General features: G+C 70.9%; 14 protein-coding genes. 8 read left to right on the top strand and 6 right to left on the bottom strand.

What is annotated here, in order from left to right; genetic code table 11:
- Nucleotides 1-153: 153 nt before the first annotated feature.
- Both ACYVOO_RS11050 and ACYVOO_RS11045 read right to left on the bottom strand, forming a co-directional pair.
- On the bottom strand, nt 154-816 hold the full coding sequence (locus tag ACYVOO_RS11050) for a potassium channel family protein (protein WP_453351172.1): 663 nt from the start codon (nt 814-816) through the stop codon (nt 154-156).
- A complete protein-coding gene (locus tag ACYVOO_RS11045; RefSeq protein WP_461015479.1) occupies nt 813-1484 on the bottom strand; it encodes a potassium channel family protein in 672 nt (223 codons plus the stop codon). Before ACYVOO_RS11045 ends, ACYVOO_RS11050 begins: the two co-directional genes overlap by 4 nt.
- Nucleotides 1485-1553: 69 nt before the next feature.
- Here ACYVOO_RS11045 and ACYVOO_RS11040 point away from each other — a divergent pair, with 69 nt between their 5' ends.
- From ACYVOO_RS11040 to ACYVOO_RS11020, 5 genes are all read left to right on the top strand, one after another.
- Nucleotides 1554-3644, top strand: a complete 2091-nt coding sequence (locus ACYVOO_RS11040) for an APC family permease (RefSeq protein ID WP_461015478.1) — start codon at nt 1554-1556, stop codon at nt 3642-3644.
- Between the two features lie 256 nt (nt 3645-3900).
- Nucleotides 3901-5250, top strand: a complete 1350-nt coding sequence (locus ACYVOO_RS11035) for a class I SAM-dependent RNA methyltransferase (RefSeq protein WP_461015477.1) — start codon at nt 3901-3903, stop codon at nt 5248-5250.
- Between the two features lie 85 nt (nt 5251-5335).
- Complete coding sequence (locus tag ACYVOO_RS11030) at nt 5336-5596, top strand: ribbon-helix-helix domain-containing protein (protein WP_461015476.1); 261 nt, start codon at nt 5336-5338, stop codon at nt 5594-5596.
- Nucleotides 5593-6036 (top strand): PIN domain-containing protein, encoded by a 444-nt coding sequence (locus ACYVOO_RS11025; RefSeq protein ID WP_461015475.1) that lies wholly within the window; start codon nt 5593-5595, stop codon nt 6034-6036. The genes ACYVOO_RS11030 and ACYVOO_RS11025 overlap by 4 nt, the downstream gene beginning before the upstream one ends.
- Nucleotides 6037-6235: 199 nt before the next feature.
- Nucleotides 6236-7825, top strand: a complete 1590-nt coding sequence (locus tag ACYVOO_RS11020; protein WP_461015474.1) for an FAD-binding protein — start codon at nt 6236-6238, stop codon at nt 7823-7825.
- A gap of 138 nt (nt 7826-7963) precedes the next feature.
- On the opposite strand, the gene ACYVOO_RS11015 is transcribed toward ACYVOO_RS11020, so the two are convergent.
- Entirely contained in the window at nt 7964-9532 is a 1569-nt protein-coding gene (locus ACYVOO_RS11015; protein WP_461015473.1) for an MFS transporter, read from the bottom strand.
- Between the two features lie 316 nt (nt 9533-9848).
- On the opposite strand from ACYVOO_RS11015, the gene ACYVOO_RS11010 reads away from it, so the two are divergent.
- Together ACYVOO_RS11010 and ACYVOO_RS11005 are read left to right on the top strand one after the other, a co-directional pair.
- Complete coding sequence (locus ACYVOO_RS11010) at nt 9849-11489, top strand: glycoside hydrolase family 43 protein (RefSeq protein WP_461015472.1); 1641 nt, start codon at nt 9849-9851, stop codon at nt 11487-11489.
- Between the two features lie 112 nt (nt 11490-11601).
- The gene (locus tag ACYVOO_RS11005; protein ID WP_461015471.1) at nt 11602-13020 is read left to right on the top strand and encodes a non-reducing end alpha-L-arabinofuranosidase family hydrolase; all 1419 of its coding nucleotides are present in this window, start codon (nt 11602-11604) and stop codon (nt 13018-13020) included.
- Nucleotides 13021-13187: 167 nt separating this feature from the next.
- Here the strand turns inward: ACYVOO_RS11005 and ACYVOO_RS11000 are convergent, their stop codons facing one another.
- Entirely contained in the window at nt 13188-14402 is a 1215-nt protein-coding gene (locus ACYVOO_RS11000; RefSeq protein ID WP_461015470.1) for an amidohydrolase family protein, read from the bottom strand.
- Nucleotides 14403-14519: 117 nt separating this feature from the next.
- Between ACYVOO_RS11000 and ACYVOO_RS10995 the strand changes: the two genes are divergently transcribed.
- The gene (locus tag ACYVOO_RS10995) at nt 14520-14990 is read left to right on the top strand and encodes a MarR family winged helix-turn-helix transcriptional regulator (protein ID WP_461015469.1); all 471 of its coding nucleotides are present in this window, start codon (nt 14520-14522) and stop codon (nt 14988-14990) included.
- An 84-nt stretch (nt 14991-15074) separates the two neighbouring features.
- Here the strand turns inward: ACYVOO_RS10995 and ACYVOO_RS10990 are convergent, their stop codons facing one another.
- Together ACYVOO_RS10990 and ACYVOO_RS10985 are read right to left on the bottom strand one after the other, a co-directional pair.
- On the bottom strand, nt 15075-16073 hold the full coding sequence (locus tag ACYVOO_RS10990; protein WP_461015468.1) for a nuclear transport factor 2 family protein: 999 nt from the start codon (nt 16071-16073) through the stop codon (nt 15075-15077).
- A gap of 80 nt (nt 16074-16153) precedes the next feature.
- Nucleotides 16154-17500, bottom strand: coding sequence for an MFS transporter (locus ACYVOO_RS10985; RefSeq protein ID WP_461015467.1), 1347 nt, complete (start codon nt 17498-17500; stop codon nt 16154-16156).
- Nucleotides 17501-17816: the final 316 nt, after the last annotated feature.

Here is a 17816-nt window from a genome sequence, read left to right as displayed (position 1 = left end):
CCGCCCCGGAGCCGCGCGGCGCCCGTCGATCGGCCCCCACCGCAGAGCAGCTGCCCGCCACCGCACCACGGCCACAGCAGAGGCCCCGTCCCCGCCGACAAGGCGGGAAGGAACGGGGCCTCTTCTGTGGCTACTTGCGTCAGCCAGGTCGTGTCAGGCGCGGACCGAGAGGAGTTCCTCCAGTTGTTCCTCGCGCGCCGGGGCCGCGACGAACAGCAGCTCGTCGCCCGCCTCCAGCGCGTCGTCCGGATCGGGCGTCAGCACGCGGTTGCCGCGGATGATCGTCACCAGCGCCGTGTCCTCGGGCCAGGTGACATCGCCCACCCGGGTCCCCGCCAGCGCCGCCTCCGGAGGCAGCGTCAGCTCGACGAGGTTGGCGTCGCCCTGCGAGAAGCGCATCAGACGCACCAGATCGCCCACGCTCACCGCCTCCTCCACCAGCGCCGACATCAGGCGCGGGGTGGACACGGCGACGTCGACGCCCCAGGACTCGTTGAACAGCCACTCGTTCTTGGGGTTGTTGACGCGTGCGACGACGCGCGGCACCCCGTACTCCGTCTTGCCGAGCAGGGAGACGACGAGGTTCACCTTGTCGTCGCCCGTGGCCGCGATCACCACATGGCACCGCTCCAGCGCCGCCTCGTCCAGCGAGGTGATCTCGCAGGCGTCGGCCAGCAGCCACTCCGCCTGGGGGACCCGCTCGACCGAGATCGCGGTGGGCGCCTTGTCGATGAGCAGCACCTCGTGCCCGTTCTCCAGCAGCTCACCCGCGATCGAACGCCCCACGGCGCCCGCGCCCGCAATGGCAACCCTCATCGTTGACGAGCCTCCTCGGGCCCCATGGCGAACGCCGCCTCGACCTCACCGACCTGGTCGCAGCGCATCATCACGTGCACCAGGTCGCCTTCCTGCAACACCGTCTGGGACGTCGGCAGCATGGCCTCGCCCAGCCGGGTGAGAAAGGCCACGCGTACGCCCGTCTCCTCCTGGAGCTTGCTGACGCGGTAGCCCACCCACGCGGGGGAGGCGTGCACCTCGGCGAGCTGGACGCCCCCGCTGGGGTCGCGCCACAGCGGCTCGGCGCCCGAGGGCAGCAGCCTGCGCAGCATCTGGTCCGCGGTCCAGCGCACCGTGGCGACCGTCGGAATGCCGAGCCGCTGATAGACCTCGGCCCGCCGCGGGTCGTAGATGCGCGCGGCCACGTGCTCGATGCTGAACATCTCTCGTGCCACGCGAGCGGCGATGATGTTGGAATTGTCACCACTGCTCACCGCGGCGAAGGCACCGGCCTCCTCGATACCGGCCTCCCGCAGGGTGTCCTGGTCGAAGCCGACACCGGTCACCCGGCGGCCACCGAAGCCCGAGCCCAGGCGGCGGAAAGCCGTCGGGTCCTGGTCGATGACCGCGACCGTATGGCCTTGTTGTTCCAGCGTCTGGGCAAGCTCGGCACCAACCCTGCCGCAGCCCATGATCACAACGTGCACGCCCGTCCCTCTCGTCCCGTACAGCGGGCCGTCCCAGCATCGCACGACTGACCGCATACGATCCTCTCCGTGTCCAGGATGACCGACGTACCGAAACGACTCCTCCTCGGGAGGGCGCTCCGCAGCGACCGCCTGAGTGAGACGCTGCTGCCGAAGCGCGTCGCCCTGCCCGTGTTCGCCTCCGACCCGCTGTCCTCGGTGGCCTACGCGCCGGGCGAGGTGCTGCTGGTGCTCTCGGTGGCGGGAGTGTCGGCGTACCACTTCAGCCCATGGATCGCGGTCGCGGTCGTGGTGCTGATGTTCACCGTCGTCGCCTCGTACCGGCAGAACGTGCGCGCGTACCCCTCGGGTGGTGGCGACTACGAGGTCGCCACGACCAACCTGGGCAGACGGGCCGGGCTCACCGTGGCCAGTGCCCTGCTGGTGGACTACGTGCTGACCGTGGCCGTCTCCATCTCCTCGGGGGTGGAGAACCTCGGCTCGGCCGTGCCGTTCATCGTCGAGCACAAGACGCTCGTGGCCGTGGTCATGATCGTGCTGCTGACGCTGATGAACCTGCGCGGCGTCAGGGAGTCGGGCAAGCTCTTCGCGATCCCGACCTACTGCTTCGTCGCCGGTGTCTTCGCGCTGATCGTGTGGGGCGTCGTGCGCGGCGCCGTCCTCGGCGAGGAGATGCGCGCGCCGACGGCCGACTACGACATCGCCAGTGAGCACACCGGCGGGCTCTCGGGCCTGGCGCTCTCGTTCCTGCTGCTGCGCGCCTTCTCCTCCGGCTGCGCGGCGCTGACGGGCGTCGAGGCCATCAGCAACGGCGTGCCCGCCTTCCGCAAGCCGAAGTCGAAGAACGCCGCGACCACGCTGGCGATGATGGGCCTCATCGCCGTCACCATGTTCTGCGGCGTGATCGCGCTCGCGCTCAGCACGGGCGTCAAGATGGCCGAGGACCCCGCCAAGGACCTGCTCATCAACGGGCAGCCCGCGGGCCACGACTACACCCAGAACCCCGTCATCTCGCAGGTGGCGGCGGCGGTCTTCGGTGACGGATCGATCCCCTTCATATTCCTGGCCGCTGCGACGGCGCTGGTGCTCTTCCTCGCCGCGAACACGGCGTACAACGGCTTCCCGCTGCTGGGCTCGATCCTCGCGCAGGACCGCTATCTGCCGCGTCAGCTCCACACCCGCGGCGACCGGCTGGCGTTCTCCAACGGCATCGTGCTGCTGGCGGGGGCCGCCGCGATACTCGTGGTGGTCTACGAGGCCGACTCCACGCGCCTCATCCAGCTCTACATCGTGGGCGTCTTCGTCTCGTTCACCCTCAGCCAGACCGGCATGGTACGGCACTGGAACCGGCACCTGCGCACCGAGCGCGACCAGGCCAAGCGCCGCCACATGCACCGCTCGCGCGCCATCAACACCTTCGGCGCGTTCTTCACCGGGCTCGTGCTGATCGTGGTCCTCATCACGAAGTTCTCCCACGGCGCGTGGGTCTCGCTCGTCGGCATGGCGCTCTTCTACGCCGTCATGACCGCGATCCGCAGGCACTACGACCTGGTCGCCGAGGAACTCGCCGCGGACGACACGGACGAGAAGACCGTGCGGCCCTCGCGCGTCCACTCCATCGTGCTCGTCTCCAAGATCCACAAGCCGACGCTGCGTGCCCTCGCCTATGCGCGGCTGATGCGCTCCGACAGCCTGGAGGCCGTCACCATCAGCGTCGACGCGGACGAGACGGTGCAGTTGCGCAAGCAGTGGGAGGAGCGCGGCATCGGCGTGCCGCTGAAGATCCTGGACTCCCCGTACCGCGAGGTCACCCGGCCCGTCATCGAGTACGTGAAGCGGCTGCGCAGGGAGAATCCGCGGGACGTCGTCAGCGTCTACATCCCCGAGTACGTCGTCGGCCGCTGGTACGAGCAGTTGCTCCACAACCAGAGCGCCCTGCGGCTCAAGGGCCGCCTGCTCTACACGCCAGGGGTCATGGTCACCTCCGTGCCCTGGCAGCTGGAGTCCTCGGAGGCGGCCAGGAAGCGGGCCAAGCGCCGTGCCGAGTGGAACGCGCCGGGCTCGGTGCGCCGTGGTCCCGCGATCCGGCCCGGCGCGAAGTCGGCGGCCGGGATGTCGTCGGGGAAGGACGGGGAGGGATCCGGGCAGCGCGAGCGGTGACGGGCCGGGCCGGACTGGACCGGTCCGGCCCGGCCCGTGTCCGCCCTGCCCGCTGCGCGGAGGGGGCGGGTACGGGCAGTAGACTGGACGGCTGCTCGTCACACCGGCCCCCGGGCACGACCCCGGCACGCCGCAGCGCACCGCTCAGCACGCCGCACCCCGCGCGTCGCGGCCTCCCGCCGCACCGCGCCACCGCTCGTCCTCGCTCGCCCGCTTGTCGCCATTCGCCCCCACTCGTCATCTGGAGCCACCCCGCATGCCCGACGCCTCCGCAGAAGCCCCCGCACCCTCGCTCGTCGGCGAGGAGTACGAGGTCGAGGTCGGTCCCGTCGCCCACGGAGGGCACTGCGTCGCCCGTACCGAGGGGGGCCGGGTGCTCTTCGTACGCCACACGCTGCCCGGCGAGCGCGTCGTCGCACGCGTCACCGAGGGGCACGAGGACTCGCGCTTCCTGCGCGCCGACGCCGTGCGGATCCTCCAGCCCTCCAAGGACCGCGTCGAGGCGCCCTGCCCCTACGCGGGCCCCGGGCGCTGCGGCGGCTGCGACTGGCAGCACGCGAAGCCCGGCGCACAGCGCCGCCTGAAGGCCGAGGTGCTGACCGAGCAGTTGGAGCGGCTGGCCGGGATGACCCCGCAGGACGTGTCCTGGGACGGCACGGTGGAACCGGCGCCCGGGGACAAGCTGCCGCCCGGTGAGGTGCCCGGCTGGCGCACGCGGGTGCAGTACGCGATCGACGAGGAGGGGCGCGCGGGCCTGCGACGGCACCGCTCGCACGACGTCGAGCCCATCGACCGCTGCCTGATCGCGGCCCCCGGCATCGACGAGCTGGGCATCGAGAAGCGCGAGTGGCCGCAGATCGCGTCCGTGGACGCGATCGCCGCGACCGGCTCCCAGGACCGTCAGGTCGTCCTCACCCCGAGGCCCGGCGGGCGGCTGCCCATCGTCGAGCTGGACAAGCCCGTCTCCGTGCTGCGGGTGGGGGAGTCGAAGACGGGCGTCAAGAGCGTGCACCGGGTGCACGGCAGGGACTTCGTGCGCGAGCGGGCCGACGGGCGCACCTGGCGCGTCGGCGAGGGCGGCTTCTGGCAGGTGCACCCGCAGGCCGCCGACCTCCTCGTCGACGCGGTCATGCGCGGCCTGACCCCGCGCAAGGGCGAGATGGCCCTCGACCTGTACTGCGGCGTCGGCCTCTTCGCGGGGGCGCTCGCCGACCGGGTGGGTGAGGCGGGCGCCGTCCTCGGCATCGAGTCGGGCAAGCGCGCGGTCGAGGACGCGCGGCGCAACCTGGAGGACTTTCCCCGGGTGCGCGTCGAGCACGGCAAGGTCGAGTCGGTGCTGCCCCGCACGGGCATCACCGAGGCGGACCTCGTCGTCCTGGACCCGCCCCGCGCGGGCGCGGGCAAACGCACGGTCCAGCACATCGCGGCCCTCACCCCGCGCCGTATCGCCTACGTCGCCTGCGACCCGGCGGCCCTGGCCCGGGACCTCAAATACTTCACCGAGTCCGGCTACCGCCCCCGCTTCCTCCGCGCCTTCGACCTCTTCCCGATGACGCAGCACATGGAGTGCGTGGCGATTCTGGAACCGGCGGGGAAGGGCGCCTGAGCTGCGGATTTGCCGGATTCGTCGGCCCATAGGGCCTGGCTGCGGCGAGCATACATCAGTGTGGTACATACGCTAGTCTTGGTACATGCCGATGAAGCGCACCAATGTCTATGCTGATCCGGAAGACCTCTCGATCATCAAAGAGGCTGCGAAGCGGCGCGGTATGAGTGAGGCGGAGATCATTCGCCAGGGCATCCATCTCGCGGCCATGGCCAACCGCGTATGGGACGAGCCCCTCTTCTCGCGCACCTTCCGGGGAGAGGGGCGCACCCCCGATAAGCACGACGTGCGTGACGCTGTCGCCGATGCGGTGAGCCGCGAGACCGGGACCGGTACCGCTGCGTGATCGTCGTCATCGCGGACACTTCCGGGCTGCTCGCGGCGCTCGACTCCGCTCACCCCGAGCACCAGGCATCGAACGAAGCGATCATGGCTGCCGGGCTTCTGGTGATGTCCCCGCTGCTGCTCGCGGAGATCGACCACGTCGCCACGCGCGAGCTCGGCCGTGAAGCGGCGCTCAGCGCGGTCGACGACATCCGCCATTGGGCACGACGAGGCCGTGTCGTGCTGCCCGGGATCACGGAGGATCATCTGGGTGTCGCCCAGTCGGTGCGCGCCCGGTATCGCGACCTGGACCTGGACCTCGCGGACGCGGTGAACGTGGCCCTTGCCGCTGAGTACGACACCGACGCGGTGCTCACGCTCGGCCGGCGAGATTTCCGGGCCGTGCGCCCATTGGGCCGGCACAAGGTGTTCCGGGTGCTGCCCGACGACCTGCCGGTCTGACGTCGGACGGTGTCCGGCCGTCAGTCGCGGCGGTGGGACGGCAAGTGCAGGAGCCGGGCCGGCAAGGGGGTTGGGTCCCCGTCGGGCCACCGGCCAGCCGGATTCCCGCCCGGTCCGGGGCTTCCTACCGTCGGAGCTGTCGGCAGCGGCTTGCGTGCTCTGCCGCGTACCCCAGCATCCCGCGGAAGGGAAGCGAGCCATGCCGGAGCACACTCGACGCACTGTCCTGCGCACCGCTGCCGTCGGCGCGGCCACGGCGGGGGCGGCCTGTCCACCGCTCACGTCCGCCGCCCATGCCCGGACAGCGGGGAGGGGGACGAGGGCGACGCCGTCGCGGGGCGACATCGTCCTCGGACCCGGCGACCCCCGCTATGAGGCCCTCGCCGCCCGTGGCTACAACAGGCGCTTCAGCGGCCACCCCCGGCGCATCCACCTGCCCACCACGACCGCCCAAGTCGTCCACGCGGTGCAGGAGGCCGTACGCCGGCGCCGGCATGTCGTGGCCCGCAGCGGTGGTCACGGCTTCGAGGACTTCGTGGACAACGACAGCGTCCGCGTCATCGTGGACCTGTGCCGGATGACGGCCGTCCGGTACGACGAGGAGCGCGAGGCGTTCATGGTCGGGGCGGGCGGCGGGCTCGGCGCGGCGTACCGGGACCTGTACGTCGGCTGGGGTGTGACCCTGCCCGCCGGGTGGTGCGCCGACGTGGGACTGGGCGGCCACGTCCCGGGCGGGGGCTACGGCACGCTGTGCCGTCTGCACGGTCTGTCCGTCGACTGCCTGTACGCGGTGGAAGTGGTCGTCGTGGACAGGGCCGGGCGGGCCCGTGCGGTGGTCGCCACGCGCGAGGAGAACGATCCGCACCGCGACCTGTGGTGGGCCCACACCGGCGGCGGGGGCGGCAGCTTCGGCATCGTCACCCGCTTCTGGTTCCGGGACCTGCCGGAACCGCCCCCCTCCGTGCTCTCCTTCCGCGCCGAGTGGTCCTGGAAGGACCTGGACCGCGACACGTTCACCCGGCTCGTCGGCGCCTACGGCACCTGGGCGGAACGCAACTCCGCACCCGGGACCCGGGCAGCGCGCCTGTACAGCGAACTGCTGCTGAACCGTGAGGCCGCCGGCAGCATCGTCCTCATCGGTCAGGTGGCGGACACCGGTCCTTCAGCGCGCCGCGTCCTCGACGATCAGCTCGCCGCGCTCGGCGCCGGTGCCGGGCTCAAGCCCCTCGTCCGGACGCACACGCTGTCCTGGCTGACCGCGGCATCCGTCATCGGCAGCCCCGACGTTCCCGGCCCGCTGTACCGGCTGGCGGTGAAATCCGCCTACGCCGACCGCGCTCTGACACATCATCAGGTGCGGGCCGTCCACCACCACCTCACCAGGACCGACTACACGTACCCTGCGGGAATCGTCAGCCTCAACACGTACGGCGGCCGGGTCAACGCGGTGCCGTCCCACGCCACCGCCGTCGCGCACCGCGATTCCGTGCTCAAGCTCATGTTCCTGACCGGCTGGGAGCAGGCAGCCGAGGACGAGCGGCACCGCGGATTCCTCCGCGAGTTGTACCGGGACGTGTACGCGGACACCGGGGGCGTGCCCGCGCGCACGGGTGCCTTCATCAACTACGCCGACGCCGATCTGGCAGACCCCCGCCACAACACCTCGGGCACGCCGTGGCACGCGCTCTACCACGGCGCCAACTACGCCGCCCTCCAGCGGGCGAAGGACCGCTGGGACCCCCGGGACGTCTTCCACCACCGGCTGTCGGTGCGCCCCGGCGACGCGTAGCGGGTGGTCCTGGTGCTCGCCTCCGGTGTACGGGACGGGACGGGACGGTCCGGGCCGGGCGTCAGGCTTCGGGGACGGCGCGGCCGACGTCGGCGAGGGCAGGCGTCCCGACGCCGTTGTCGAGGGTGAGGGTCCGCATCAGCGGGTCCCTTCGTCGCGGGTGGCCCACGTGGGCACGATCAGGGTGAGGACGGTGACGACGGCCAGGGCGAGCAGCACGGCGGAGCCGGTCAGGGCCGCTCCGGAGCGGGCCGCGATGTCGGCGGGCGAGTGGCCGGTGGAGACGGTCGCGGCGACGGCGGCCAGGATGCCCAGGGCCAGTGCGCTGCCGATCCGGTGGACGGTGTTGACCAGGCCGGAGGCGGCGCCCGCGTCCGCCGGGGCGACACCGTCGACGCCGCTGGAGGTCAGCGGGGCCAGCGCCAGGCCCTGCCCGGCGCCGATGAGCACCATCGGCAGGGCGACACCGGTCACGTAGGGGGTGTGCAGGCCGAGACGGCTCAGCCACGCCATGCCTGCTGCGGTCAGAGCGACCCCGGACACGAGGACCAGCGGCCGTGCCACCCGCTCCAGGAGCCGGGGCACCTGGACGGCGAGGGCGAAGCTGACCAGCGTCATCGGCAGGAACGCGAGACCGGTCTCCAGCGGTGTCCAGTGGTAGACGCTCTGCATGAACTGGGCGGTGAAGAAGTAGAACCCCATCATCGCGCCCATGTAGAGCATCCGGGTGACGTAGGCGCCGCTGCGCTCCCGGCTGGCGAACAGCCGCAGGGGCACGATCGGCTGGGCGGCCCGCCGCTCCACCCCGGCGAACAGGGCCAGCAGTGCTACGCCCGCCACCAGCGGTATCAGGGTGGCGGGGGCGGTCCAGCCGAATTCGGCGGTGTTCACGATGCCCAGGACCAGGGCCGTCGAGCCCAGGGTTGCCAGCAGCGCCCCCGCCACGTCGAAACGGCCGCCACGGCGCTCGGTCCCGGGCAGGTACCGCAGGGCCATGACCATCATCAGGGCGCCGACCGGCACATTGAGGAAGAACCCGGCCCGCCACGAGACGAGGTCCGCGGCCAGCCCTCCGACGACCAGTCCGAGGGCGGCACCGAGGCCGGTGACGGCGCTGTAGGCGGCCATCGCCCGGTTCCGGGCCCGGCCCTCGGCGAAGCCGCACGTGAGCAGCGACAGCGCGGACGGGGCCAGGACGGCGGCGCCGACGCCCTGGAGCGCCCGGGCGCCGATCAGCCACCACTGGGTCTGTGCGGCGCCCACCAGGAGGGAGGTCAGGGAGAAGGCGGCGAGGGAGAGCAGGAAGACCCTGCGGTGGCCGAAGAGGTCGCCGGTCCGGGCGCCCAGCAGCAGCAGTCCGCCGAAGACGAGGACGTAGGCGTTGGTGATCCAGGACAGGCCGGTCTCGGAGAACCCCAGGGTGGAGCGGAGCTGCGGCAGGCCGGTGAAGACGATCGAGTTGTCGAGGACGACCATGAAGTAGCTGACGCAGACGACCGTGAGGACCGGCGTCGCGTGGGCCGGGGTCCCGCCCGGCCGCTCCGCCGTGGGTGACGGCGTGCGCTGTGCGGTGGTGATCATGGTGTCGGCACCAGTTCCGTCGGCGGCGTCCCGGGCCTCGGTCGCGGTGTGCGCCCGGACGGCGGGCACGGTGGCACCCACCCGCGCCGAGACGCCCATCGCGTTGCTCACAGGTTGCCTGCTCACGGCCGCACCAGCACCTTGAGCGCCTCGCCGCGCGTCCGTGGCCCGTGCCACCCTCCCCCGCCGAAGCCACCCTCCGTCGCGCATCCTGCCGTCCGGTCGCCCGCCCGGCCGAAGGAATGTTCCGGTGCCGCCGAGGTGACATGTGCGAGAGGTTGCGAGAGGTATTGACGTCGTTCGCCGGTTCCTTATCATCTAGGTTGCTCGATAAATCGACCATTGTTCGGTATGACGAACATGTCGGTAGCTCCATCGCACAGCAAGGCATCTCCGGGTCATCTCCTCGAACGCCGAGCCGCAAGGAGTCTGCCGTATGCGCATGTCATGGTCTCGTCAGCCTTTCCCCCGGCGTCGCGCGCTGGCCGCCGCCACCGGTCTCGCCACCGGCGCGGTCCTCCCGTCGACGGGAGCCTCCCGCGCCGCTGCCGCCCCAGCCCAAGGGGCGGCCCGCGCCGCCGCCGATGTGTACACGAACCCGGTGATCTGGCAGGACTTCGCGGACATCGACGTCATCCGCGTCGGAAACACCTACTACGCCTCGGCCTCGACCATGCACTACTCGCCGGGTGCGCCCGTCCTGCGCTCGTACGACCTGGTGCACTGGGAGATCGCCGGTCACTCGGTGCCGGTTCTGGACTTCGGCGCCAAGTACGACCTGAACGGGGGCCGCGGCTATGTCAGAGGGATCTGGGCGTCGTCGCTGGCCTACCGTCCGAGCAACGGGACGTTCTACTGGCTGGGCCAGATCGACTTCGCCCGGACGTACATCTACACCGCGACGGCCGTCGAGGGGCCGTGGAACCGGCTGACGACGATCAGCACGCCCTACTACGACGCGGGACTGCTGGTCGACAGCGACGACACCCTGTACGTGGCGTACGGCAACACCACGATCAGCGTGGCCCAGCTCTCCCCCGACGGCCGCACCCAGGTGCGCACGCAGCAGGTGTTCACGACCCCGTCGAGCGTCGGGATCCTGGAGGGCTCCCGCTTCTACAAGATCAACGGGCAGTACTACATCTTCCTGACCCGCCCCGCGAACGGGCAGTACATCCTCAAGTCGTCGGGCGGCCCCTTCGGCCCGTACACGATGAGGCAGGTGCTCCTCGACCTGCGCGGGCCGGTCCCCGGCGGAGGCGTCCCGCACCAGGGCGGTCTGGTGCAGACGCAGAACGGCGCCTGGTACTACCTGGCGTTCGTCGACGCCTACCCCGGCGGGCGCGTGCCCGCGCTGGCTCCGGTCACCTGGACCGGGGACGGGTGGCCCGTCGTCCAACTGGTGAACGGCGCGTGGGGCACCACCTACCCCAGCCCGGTCGTGCCGCCGCCGCCCCGCCAGGTCACCCCCATGATCGGCGTCGACACCTTCGACGGCACGGCCCTCAAGCCGAGATGGGAGTGGAACCACAACCCGGACAACACCAAGTGGTCGGTCGACAACGGGCTGACCTTGCGCACCGCGACGGTCACCGACGACCTGTACTGGGCCCGCAACACCCTCACGCACCGCATCCAGGGCCCCACCTCCACCGCCACGGTCGAGCTGGACAGCGTCGCGATGCGGGACGGCGACCGGGCCGGACTCGCGCTGCTGCGCGACTCCTCCGCGTGGATCGGTGTCAAGCGCGAGGGCGGCGCCACACGCGTGGTGACGGTCGGCGGGCTGACCATGGACAGCGGCTGGAACACCACCGGCACCGGCTACGAGCTGGCGAGCGCCGCCGCCCCGGGCGGCCGTGTCTGGCTGCGCGCGAGCGCGGACATCCGCGCCGGCGCGGCACGTCAGGGGACCTTCTCCTACAGCGCCGACGGCGTCACGTTCACCCGGCTCGGACCCGCCTTCTCCATGGGCAACGACTGGCGGTTCTTCATGGGCTACCGGTTCGCGCTCTTCAACCATGCCACCCGGGCGCTCGGTGGTTCGGTCCGCGTCACGCGGTTCGAGCTGTCCACGCCCTGAACGGGGCCGGCACCGGCCCACCGCCCACCCCGCCCACCGCACTACACCAACAAGCCCGGACAACCTCCGACGAGGCCACCGGAACCGTCTACTCAAGGTTGGGGAACTCCCCATGCGCAGAGGAAGTTTCAGCCCCGGACGACCGTCTGTGGTGCTCGCCGCTGTGGCGGTCCTGGCCGCGCTGGCGGCGATGCTCGTCGCCATCCCGGCTCAGGCAGCCGCCAGTGGCGCTTTACGCGGCGTTGGTTCGAACCGGTGTCTCGATGTGCCGGGAGCCAGTCAGACCGACGGCACGTACCTACAGATCTACGACTGCTGGAGCGGGACCAACCAGCAGTGGACGTCGACGGACAGCAAACAGTTGACCGTGTACGGCAACAAATGCCTGGATGTCCCGGGCCACGCCACCTCGTCCGGTACCCGGGTGCAGATCTGGGCCTGCTCCGGCGGCGCGAACCAGCAGTGGCGGGTGAACTCCGACGGCACGGTCGTCGGAGTGGAGTCCGGGCTGTGCCTGGAGGCCGCGGGTGCCGGTACGGCCAACGGCACGGCGGTGCAGATCGGGACGTGCGACGGCGGCAGCGACCAGAAGTGGACCGGCCTGCCCGCGACGCCGCCGGACGGCACGTGTTCTCTTCCGTCGACGTACAGGTGGTCGTCGACGGGTGTGCTGGCGCAGCCAGCGAACGGGTGGCTCTCGCTCAAGGACTTCACCACCGTGACGTACAACGGCAAACACCTGGTCTACGCGTCCAACGTGTCGGGATCGTCGTACGGCTCGATGACGTTCGCTCCCTTCACGAACTGGTCGGACATGGCCTCGGCCGGCCAGAGCGGGATGAATCAGGCCGCGGTGGCGCCCACGCTGTTCTACTTCGCGCCCAAGAACATCTGGGTGCTGGCGTACCAGTGGGGTGCGTGGCCGTTCATCTACCGCACGTCGAGCGACCCCACCAACCCCAACGGCTGGTCGTCGCCGCAGCCGCTGTTCACCGGCAGCATCTCCGGCTCCGACACCGGCCCGATCGACCAGACCCTGATCGCCGACGGCCAGAACATGTACCTGTTCTTCGCCGGTGACAACGGCAAGATCTACCGGGCGAGCATGCCCATCGGGAACTTCCCGGGCAGCTTCGGCTCGTCGTACACGACGGTCATGAGCGACACGAAGGCCAACCTGTTCGAGGGCGTACAGGTCTACAAGGTCCAGGGCCAGAACAAGTACCTCATGATCGTCGAGGCGATGGGCGCGAACGGGCGCTACTTCCGCTCCTTCACGGCCGACAGCCTGAACGGCTCGTGGACCCCGCAGGCCGCGAGCGAGAGCAACCCCTTCGCGGGCAAGGCCAACAGCGGCGCCACCTGGACCAACGACATCAGCCACGGTGACCTCGTGCGCAACAACCCCGACCAGACCATGACCGTCGACCCCTGCAACCTCCAGTTCCTCTACCAGGGCAAGTCGCCCTCGGCCGGGGGCCCCTACAACCAACTCCCCTGGCGCCCTGGCCTCCTCACCCTGCAACGCTGACCTGCCCGATTCACGGTGACGGTTCCGGCGCGGGCGACCCCGCCCGCTGACCGGCGCTCACCGCCTCTGAGGGGGACCCCTGCCGCGCGGCGGCCGGGGTTCCCCTCACCTGCGGAGCCGCCCGTGAGCGCCGGTACACGTCCGCGATCGTGTAAGGGCCGGGGTGGTCACGCCGCCAGGCGGGTGCCGCGGCGCCAGACGGCGCGGGTGTTGAGGGTGTCGCCGATGTCGCTGGTCGGGTCGCCGTCGACCAGCAGGAGGTCGGCGCGGAGTCCTTCGGCGATGCGGCCCCGGTCGCTGAGGCGGAAGCGGCGGGCCGTGGTCGCCGTGGCCGCGCGCAGGGCCCGTGCGGGCGTGAGGCCGGCGGCCACGAGGTACTGCAATTCGTGGTGGAGGCTCGCCCCGTGTGCCAGGCCCCCGAAGAACGTCTCGGGCATGGAGACATCGGTGCCTGCGAGCACGTCCACGCCGGCGGCGTCCAGCGCGCGCACGGTGTCGTACACGTCGTCGAGCCTGCCCTGCGGGTAGCGGCCGTAGCTGGAGCGCAGGGTCTCGTCCCACTTGCTGTCGAGGCGTGCGGCGACGCGGGGGTCGTCGGCGAGTGCGCTGCCGGTGATCCCCATCATCGAGGCGTTGAGCGTGACGCAGGGGATGACGAACATGCCCGCGTCCTTGATGAGGGCGATGATCTCGGCGGTGTGCGGCTGGTCCATGAACACGTGGGTGAGGCCGTCGACGCCGGCTTCGGCGGCCATCCTGGTGGCGTCGACGGTCAGCGCGTGGGCCACGGTGAGGGCGCCGTACTTCTTGGCCTCGGCCACACCGGCGTTGACGGTGGCCTGGTCGAGGGAGGGCAGTCCGGGGTGCCCCTCCACGCTGCCGTCGTCGATCATGAACTTGATGAAGTCGGATCCCCGGGCGAGGAGCTGGGGCACGAAGGCGACGGCTTCCTCGGGGGTGGTGGAGAACGGCATCAGGGGCATCACCGGGGGCAGGTCCCACTTGGGCCGGAAGCCCTCCGGCATCAGCTCGCTGGGGTGACCGCCGGGCGGCGTGATGGCGAAGCCGGAGGAGCGCACGTCGGCCACGGTGTCGTCGTCGGTGATGGGCCCCCGGTTCTCCCGTGTGTTCATCCCCTGCATCTCCAGTTCGGTCGTCACCCCGAACCGCAGGGCGAGCGCCAGGGAGCCCGGAGCGGAGTGGACATGGGCGTCGATGAGTCCCGGCAGCAGGGTGGCGCCGTCGCCGTCGACGATCTCGCTGTCCCGGGGGGCCTCGCCACCGACACGGGCGATCCGCCCGCCGTCGATGACCACGGTCCGCACGCCTGCCGTCTTCTCTCCGTCGAAGACTCGCGCGTTGGTGATCGCGGTGAGCGCCATGGCAGTCCGCCTCGTTTTCTGGTCGGTCCAGGACGGTGAGCCCCGGATTTACATACCTGATGCTATGCACTTACCTAACGGTATGCAAATGGGCGGGCCGGGCCTAGACTCCTTCACATGAGCAGCGCGCCCTTCTCCGAGCAGCCTTCCGACGACCAGGCGCTGGACCAGATCGGCCCGGCCCTGTCACGTCTGCGGCGACGCGCACCGGCGTCGGGCAAGGACCTCTCCCGCAACCTCGTGCTCAATGTGATCGCCGACGCGCCGGGCGAGACGACCGTCGGCGGCCTCGCCGCCGAGATGGGCGTCGCCCAGCCGGTGGCCAGCCGGACCGTCGCCGCCTGCATCGAGGACGGGCTGCTGCGCCGGGCGGCCTCCCAGTCCGACGGACGCCGCACCGTGCTCGAACTGACCGAGCACGGCGAGGCCGAGCGCGACCGCTTCGCCGCCGAACAGCGCAGCGCGTTCCAGGAGATCACCGCCGCCTGGTCCCAGGAGGAGCGGATCCAGTTCGCACGCCTTCTGGCCCGCTACGGAGCCGACGCCACCGCATGGTCCAGGAAGCAGCAGACCGCGAACCGCGACTGAGCGAGCGGCACCTCGGGAGGGAGAGAGGCGCGGACAGGCCCGCTGCCGGAGTGCCGGTGGCGGGCCCGTCGGCTTCGGGGGAGGTCAGTAGATGTTGGCCTCGACCTGGGGGCCGTCCTCGCGCGACGCGTTGAGCTGGGCGCGCAGGGATACTTCGTCGTAGACGCGGACCTCCTTCACGATGCGCCCCTCCTGGACCAGGAACTGCGAGACACCGAGCACCGTGACAGGGCTGCCGGTGAGGGGGCCGAAGGCGGGGGTGCCGCGGTAGGTGCCGTGCATGGTCCACAGGACGGCCACGCGCAGGCCCGCGTAGCGCGGGGAGTGGTTCGTCTGGACGTCACGGACGGCGAACCGCGCGTCGGGGAAGGGGGCGACCATGGCGAGGAGGTCGCTCTGGTAGCGCTCGGGGCGGATGACGGTGCGGTCGCCGATCGTGTGGAGGAACAGGTCGCGGTCCATGTAGTCGCCGACCTTGTGCAGTTGGCGCTGTGTCCACACCTCGTCGATGAACTTGAGCACCATCTCGCACTCGGCGCTGAACTCGTCCGGACGGGCACCGCTGACCCCGCTCAGCAGCACGTCCTCCGGCGGCTCGTCGAGCATGGAGCCGGTGTACCCCTGGAAGGTCAGCGCGCGGGCCGCCTCGTCCGGGTCCTGGCCGCGTTGCAGGCAGTCGGCCAGCTCGTCGCGCACCACCCACTCCTCCACCATCCGGCCGCGCCGGTACAGGCAGTTGGCCACCGTGCGCTTGCGGATGCGGACGTTGCGGCCGTCCACGAGGTGCTCGTCGGCGGAGAAGACCAGGTGGGAGCTGAGGAAGGCGTCGTCGCCCCGCGCCTCCCACACCACGTCCTCCGCCTGGCCGATGTGGCCCGGGGCCTCGCCCATGCGGATGGTGGTGCCCTCGATGACACCGTCACGGCCGACGACGGTGCCGAGGCTGGTGTGGACGATCGAGTCGGGCTCGTAGTTGTCGACGATGTGGGCGATGTCGCGGTCGACCCAGATGCGGTCGGTCACCTCGCGGATGAAGTCGTCCGGGTCCTTGTAGGGGAGGTGGGCGACGGGGTCCAGGGGCATGGTGTTTCCGTTCCGGTAGTGATCTGAATGCGTATGTAGAGGGCGAGTTGGGGGAGTGGCCGGGGAAGCCGCCTGCCGTGCTAGCGGGCGAACTTGTCGGCGCCCAGTTGGCTCCGGTACGTCTCCGTCATGAAGGCGCTCACGACGACCAGGGCCAGCAGGGCCGCCACCGCCAGATAGGCCCAGACGGCGTAGATGGTGCCGAAGGTGCTGACGAGCAGCGTCGCGACGAACGGCGTGATGCCCATGAAGATGGAGAACGAGCTGTTGTACGCGATGGCACCGGCGCTGAACCTCGTACGCGTGGCGAAGAGTTCGGCCACGCAGACGGTGACGATGCCCGTCAGGAAGAACTCCGGCACGATGTAGATGAGCTGGCTGGCCACGGCCGTCCCGAAGGTGCCGCCCTCGCCGACGTGGAAGGCGAGCGGGACGAGCACGATGGATGCGAGGGCGCCGGTGATCAGCATGGGCTTGCGCCCGATGCGGTCCGACAGGATGCCGGCCAGCGGCAGGGCCGGGATGAGCACGGCGATGGAGATGGCGTTCGAGGCCAGGCCCATCCAGCGCGGCATCCCGAGCGTGCCGGTCAGGTACTGCGGATAGAACGTGACCCAGGTGTAGGAGAGGATCGCGAGCATGATCGAGATCCCGCAGAAGACCAGGATCGGCCGCCACTGCGAGCGCAGCGCCTCACGGACCGGCGACTTGACGACGTTCGTCCCCTCCTCGGTCGCGCGGACGAACTCCGGGGTCTCCTCGATGTGACGTCGCAGCCACATCCCGGCCAGCGTGAGCGGGACCGCCAGCAGGAACGGGAGTCGCCAGCCGTACGTGTCCAGGGCCTCGCCCTCGAAGACCCAACTGGTCAGGGCGGCCGTACCGGCGCCCGCGAGGGTGCCGACGAAGCAACTGTTGGACGCGTACGACGTGTAGTAGGCCCGCCGGTCCGGCTCCGCCCACTCGACGATGAACGCGACGGCCCCGACGTACTCGCCGCCCGAGACCGCGCCCTGGACGACGCGGATCAGCAGGAGCAGGATCGGCGCGGCGACGCCGATCTGCTGGTACGTGGGCAGCAGCCCGATCGCGGCGGTGGCCACGCCCATGGCCACGATGGTCCACAGGAGTGTCTTCCTGCGGCCGACCCTGTCCCCCCAGCGGCCCACGAGGGTGCCGCCCAGCGGACGGAACAGGCAGGCGACGGCGATGATCGCGTACGTGCCCAGCACCGCCACGGTCCTGTCGCTCTCGGGGAAGAACGCCGGGGCCATGATCGGGGCCATGTAGCCGTACAGGCCGTAGTCGAACTGCTCGACGAAGTTGCCGATGCTGCCCGCGCCGATGGCTCTGCGTATCGCCTTCCGCTTGTGCGGGTCGGCCGGGGGAGTGCCGACGTCTGGACTGGGTGGCGCTGCGGCGGACATGGCTTCTCCGATCGCGCGGTTAATGAGGGGTGCAGAGAGTGCATACGTATGAATTGATCGTGAACGTTAAGGGCCCCGGTGTGGGGCGTCAAGGGGTTGCGCAGGCGGGAAACGACGGCCCGGGAAACCGGGGCCGGAGGGCACGGGCGGGGGCGCACCACGCCTCCCGCCGACGGGCGCGCGCCCGTCGGGGGTGGTCGGCGGGGGCGCCCGGCGCCCGGCCGTCAGACGGGGTCTTCGGCCGCGCCCGCCGTCCCGGCCGCGCCCGCCGTCCCGGCCGCGCCCGCCGTCCCGGCCGCGCCCGCCGTCCCGGCCG

Source organism: Streptomyces daliensis (assembly GCF_054782395.1).
The sequence above is the reverse complement of the archived record's forward strand: the minus strand, read 5'-3'. Positions and strand labels throughout refer to the sequence as shown.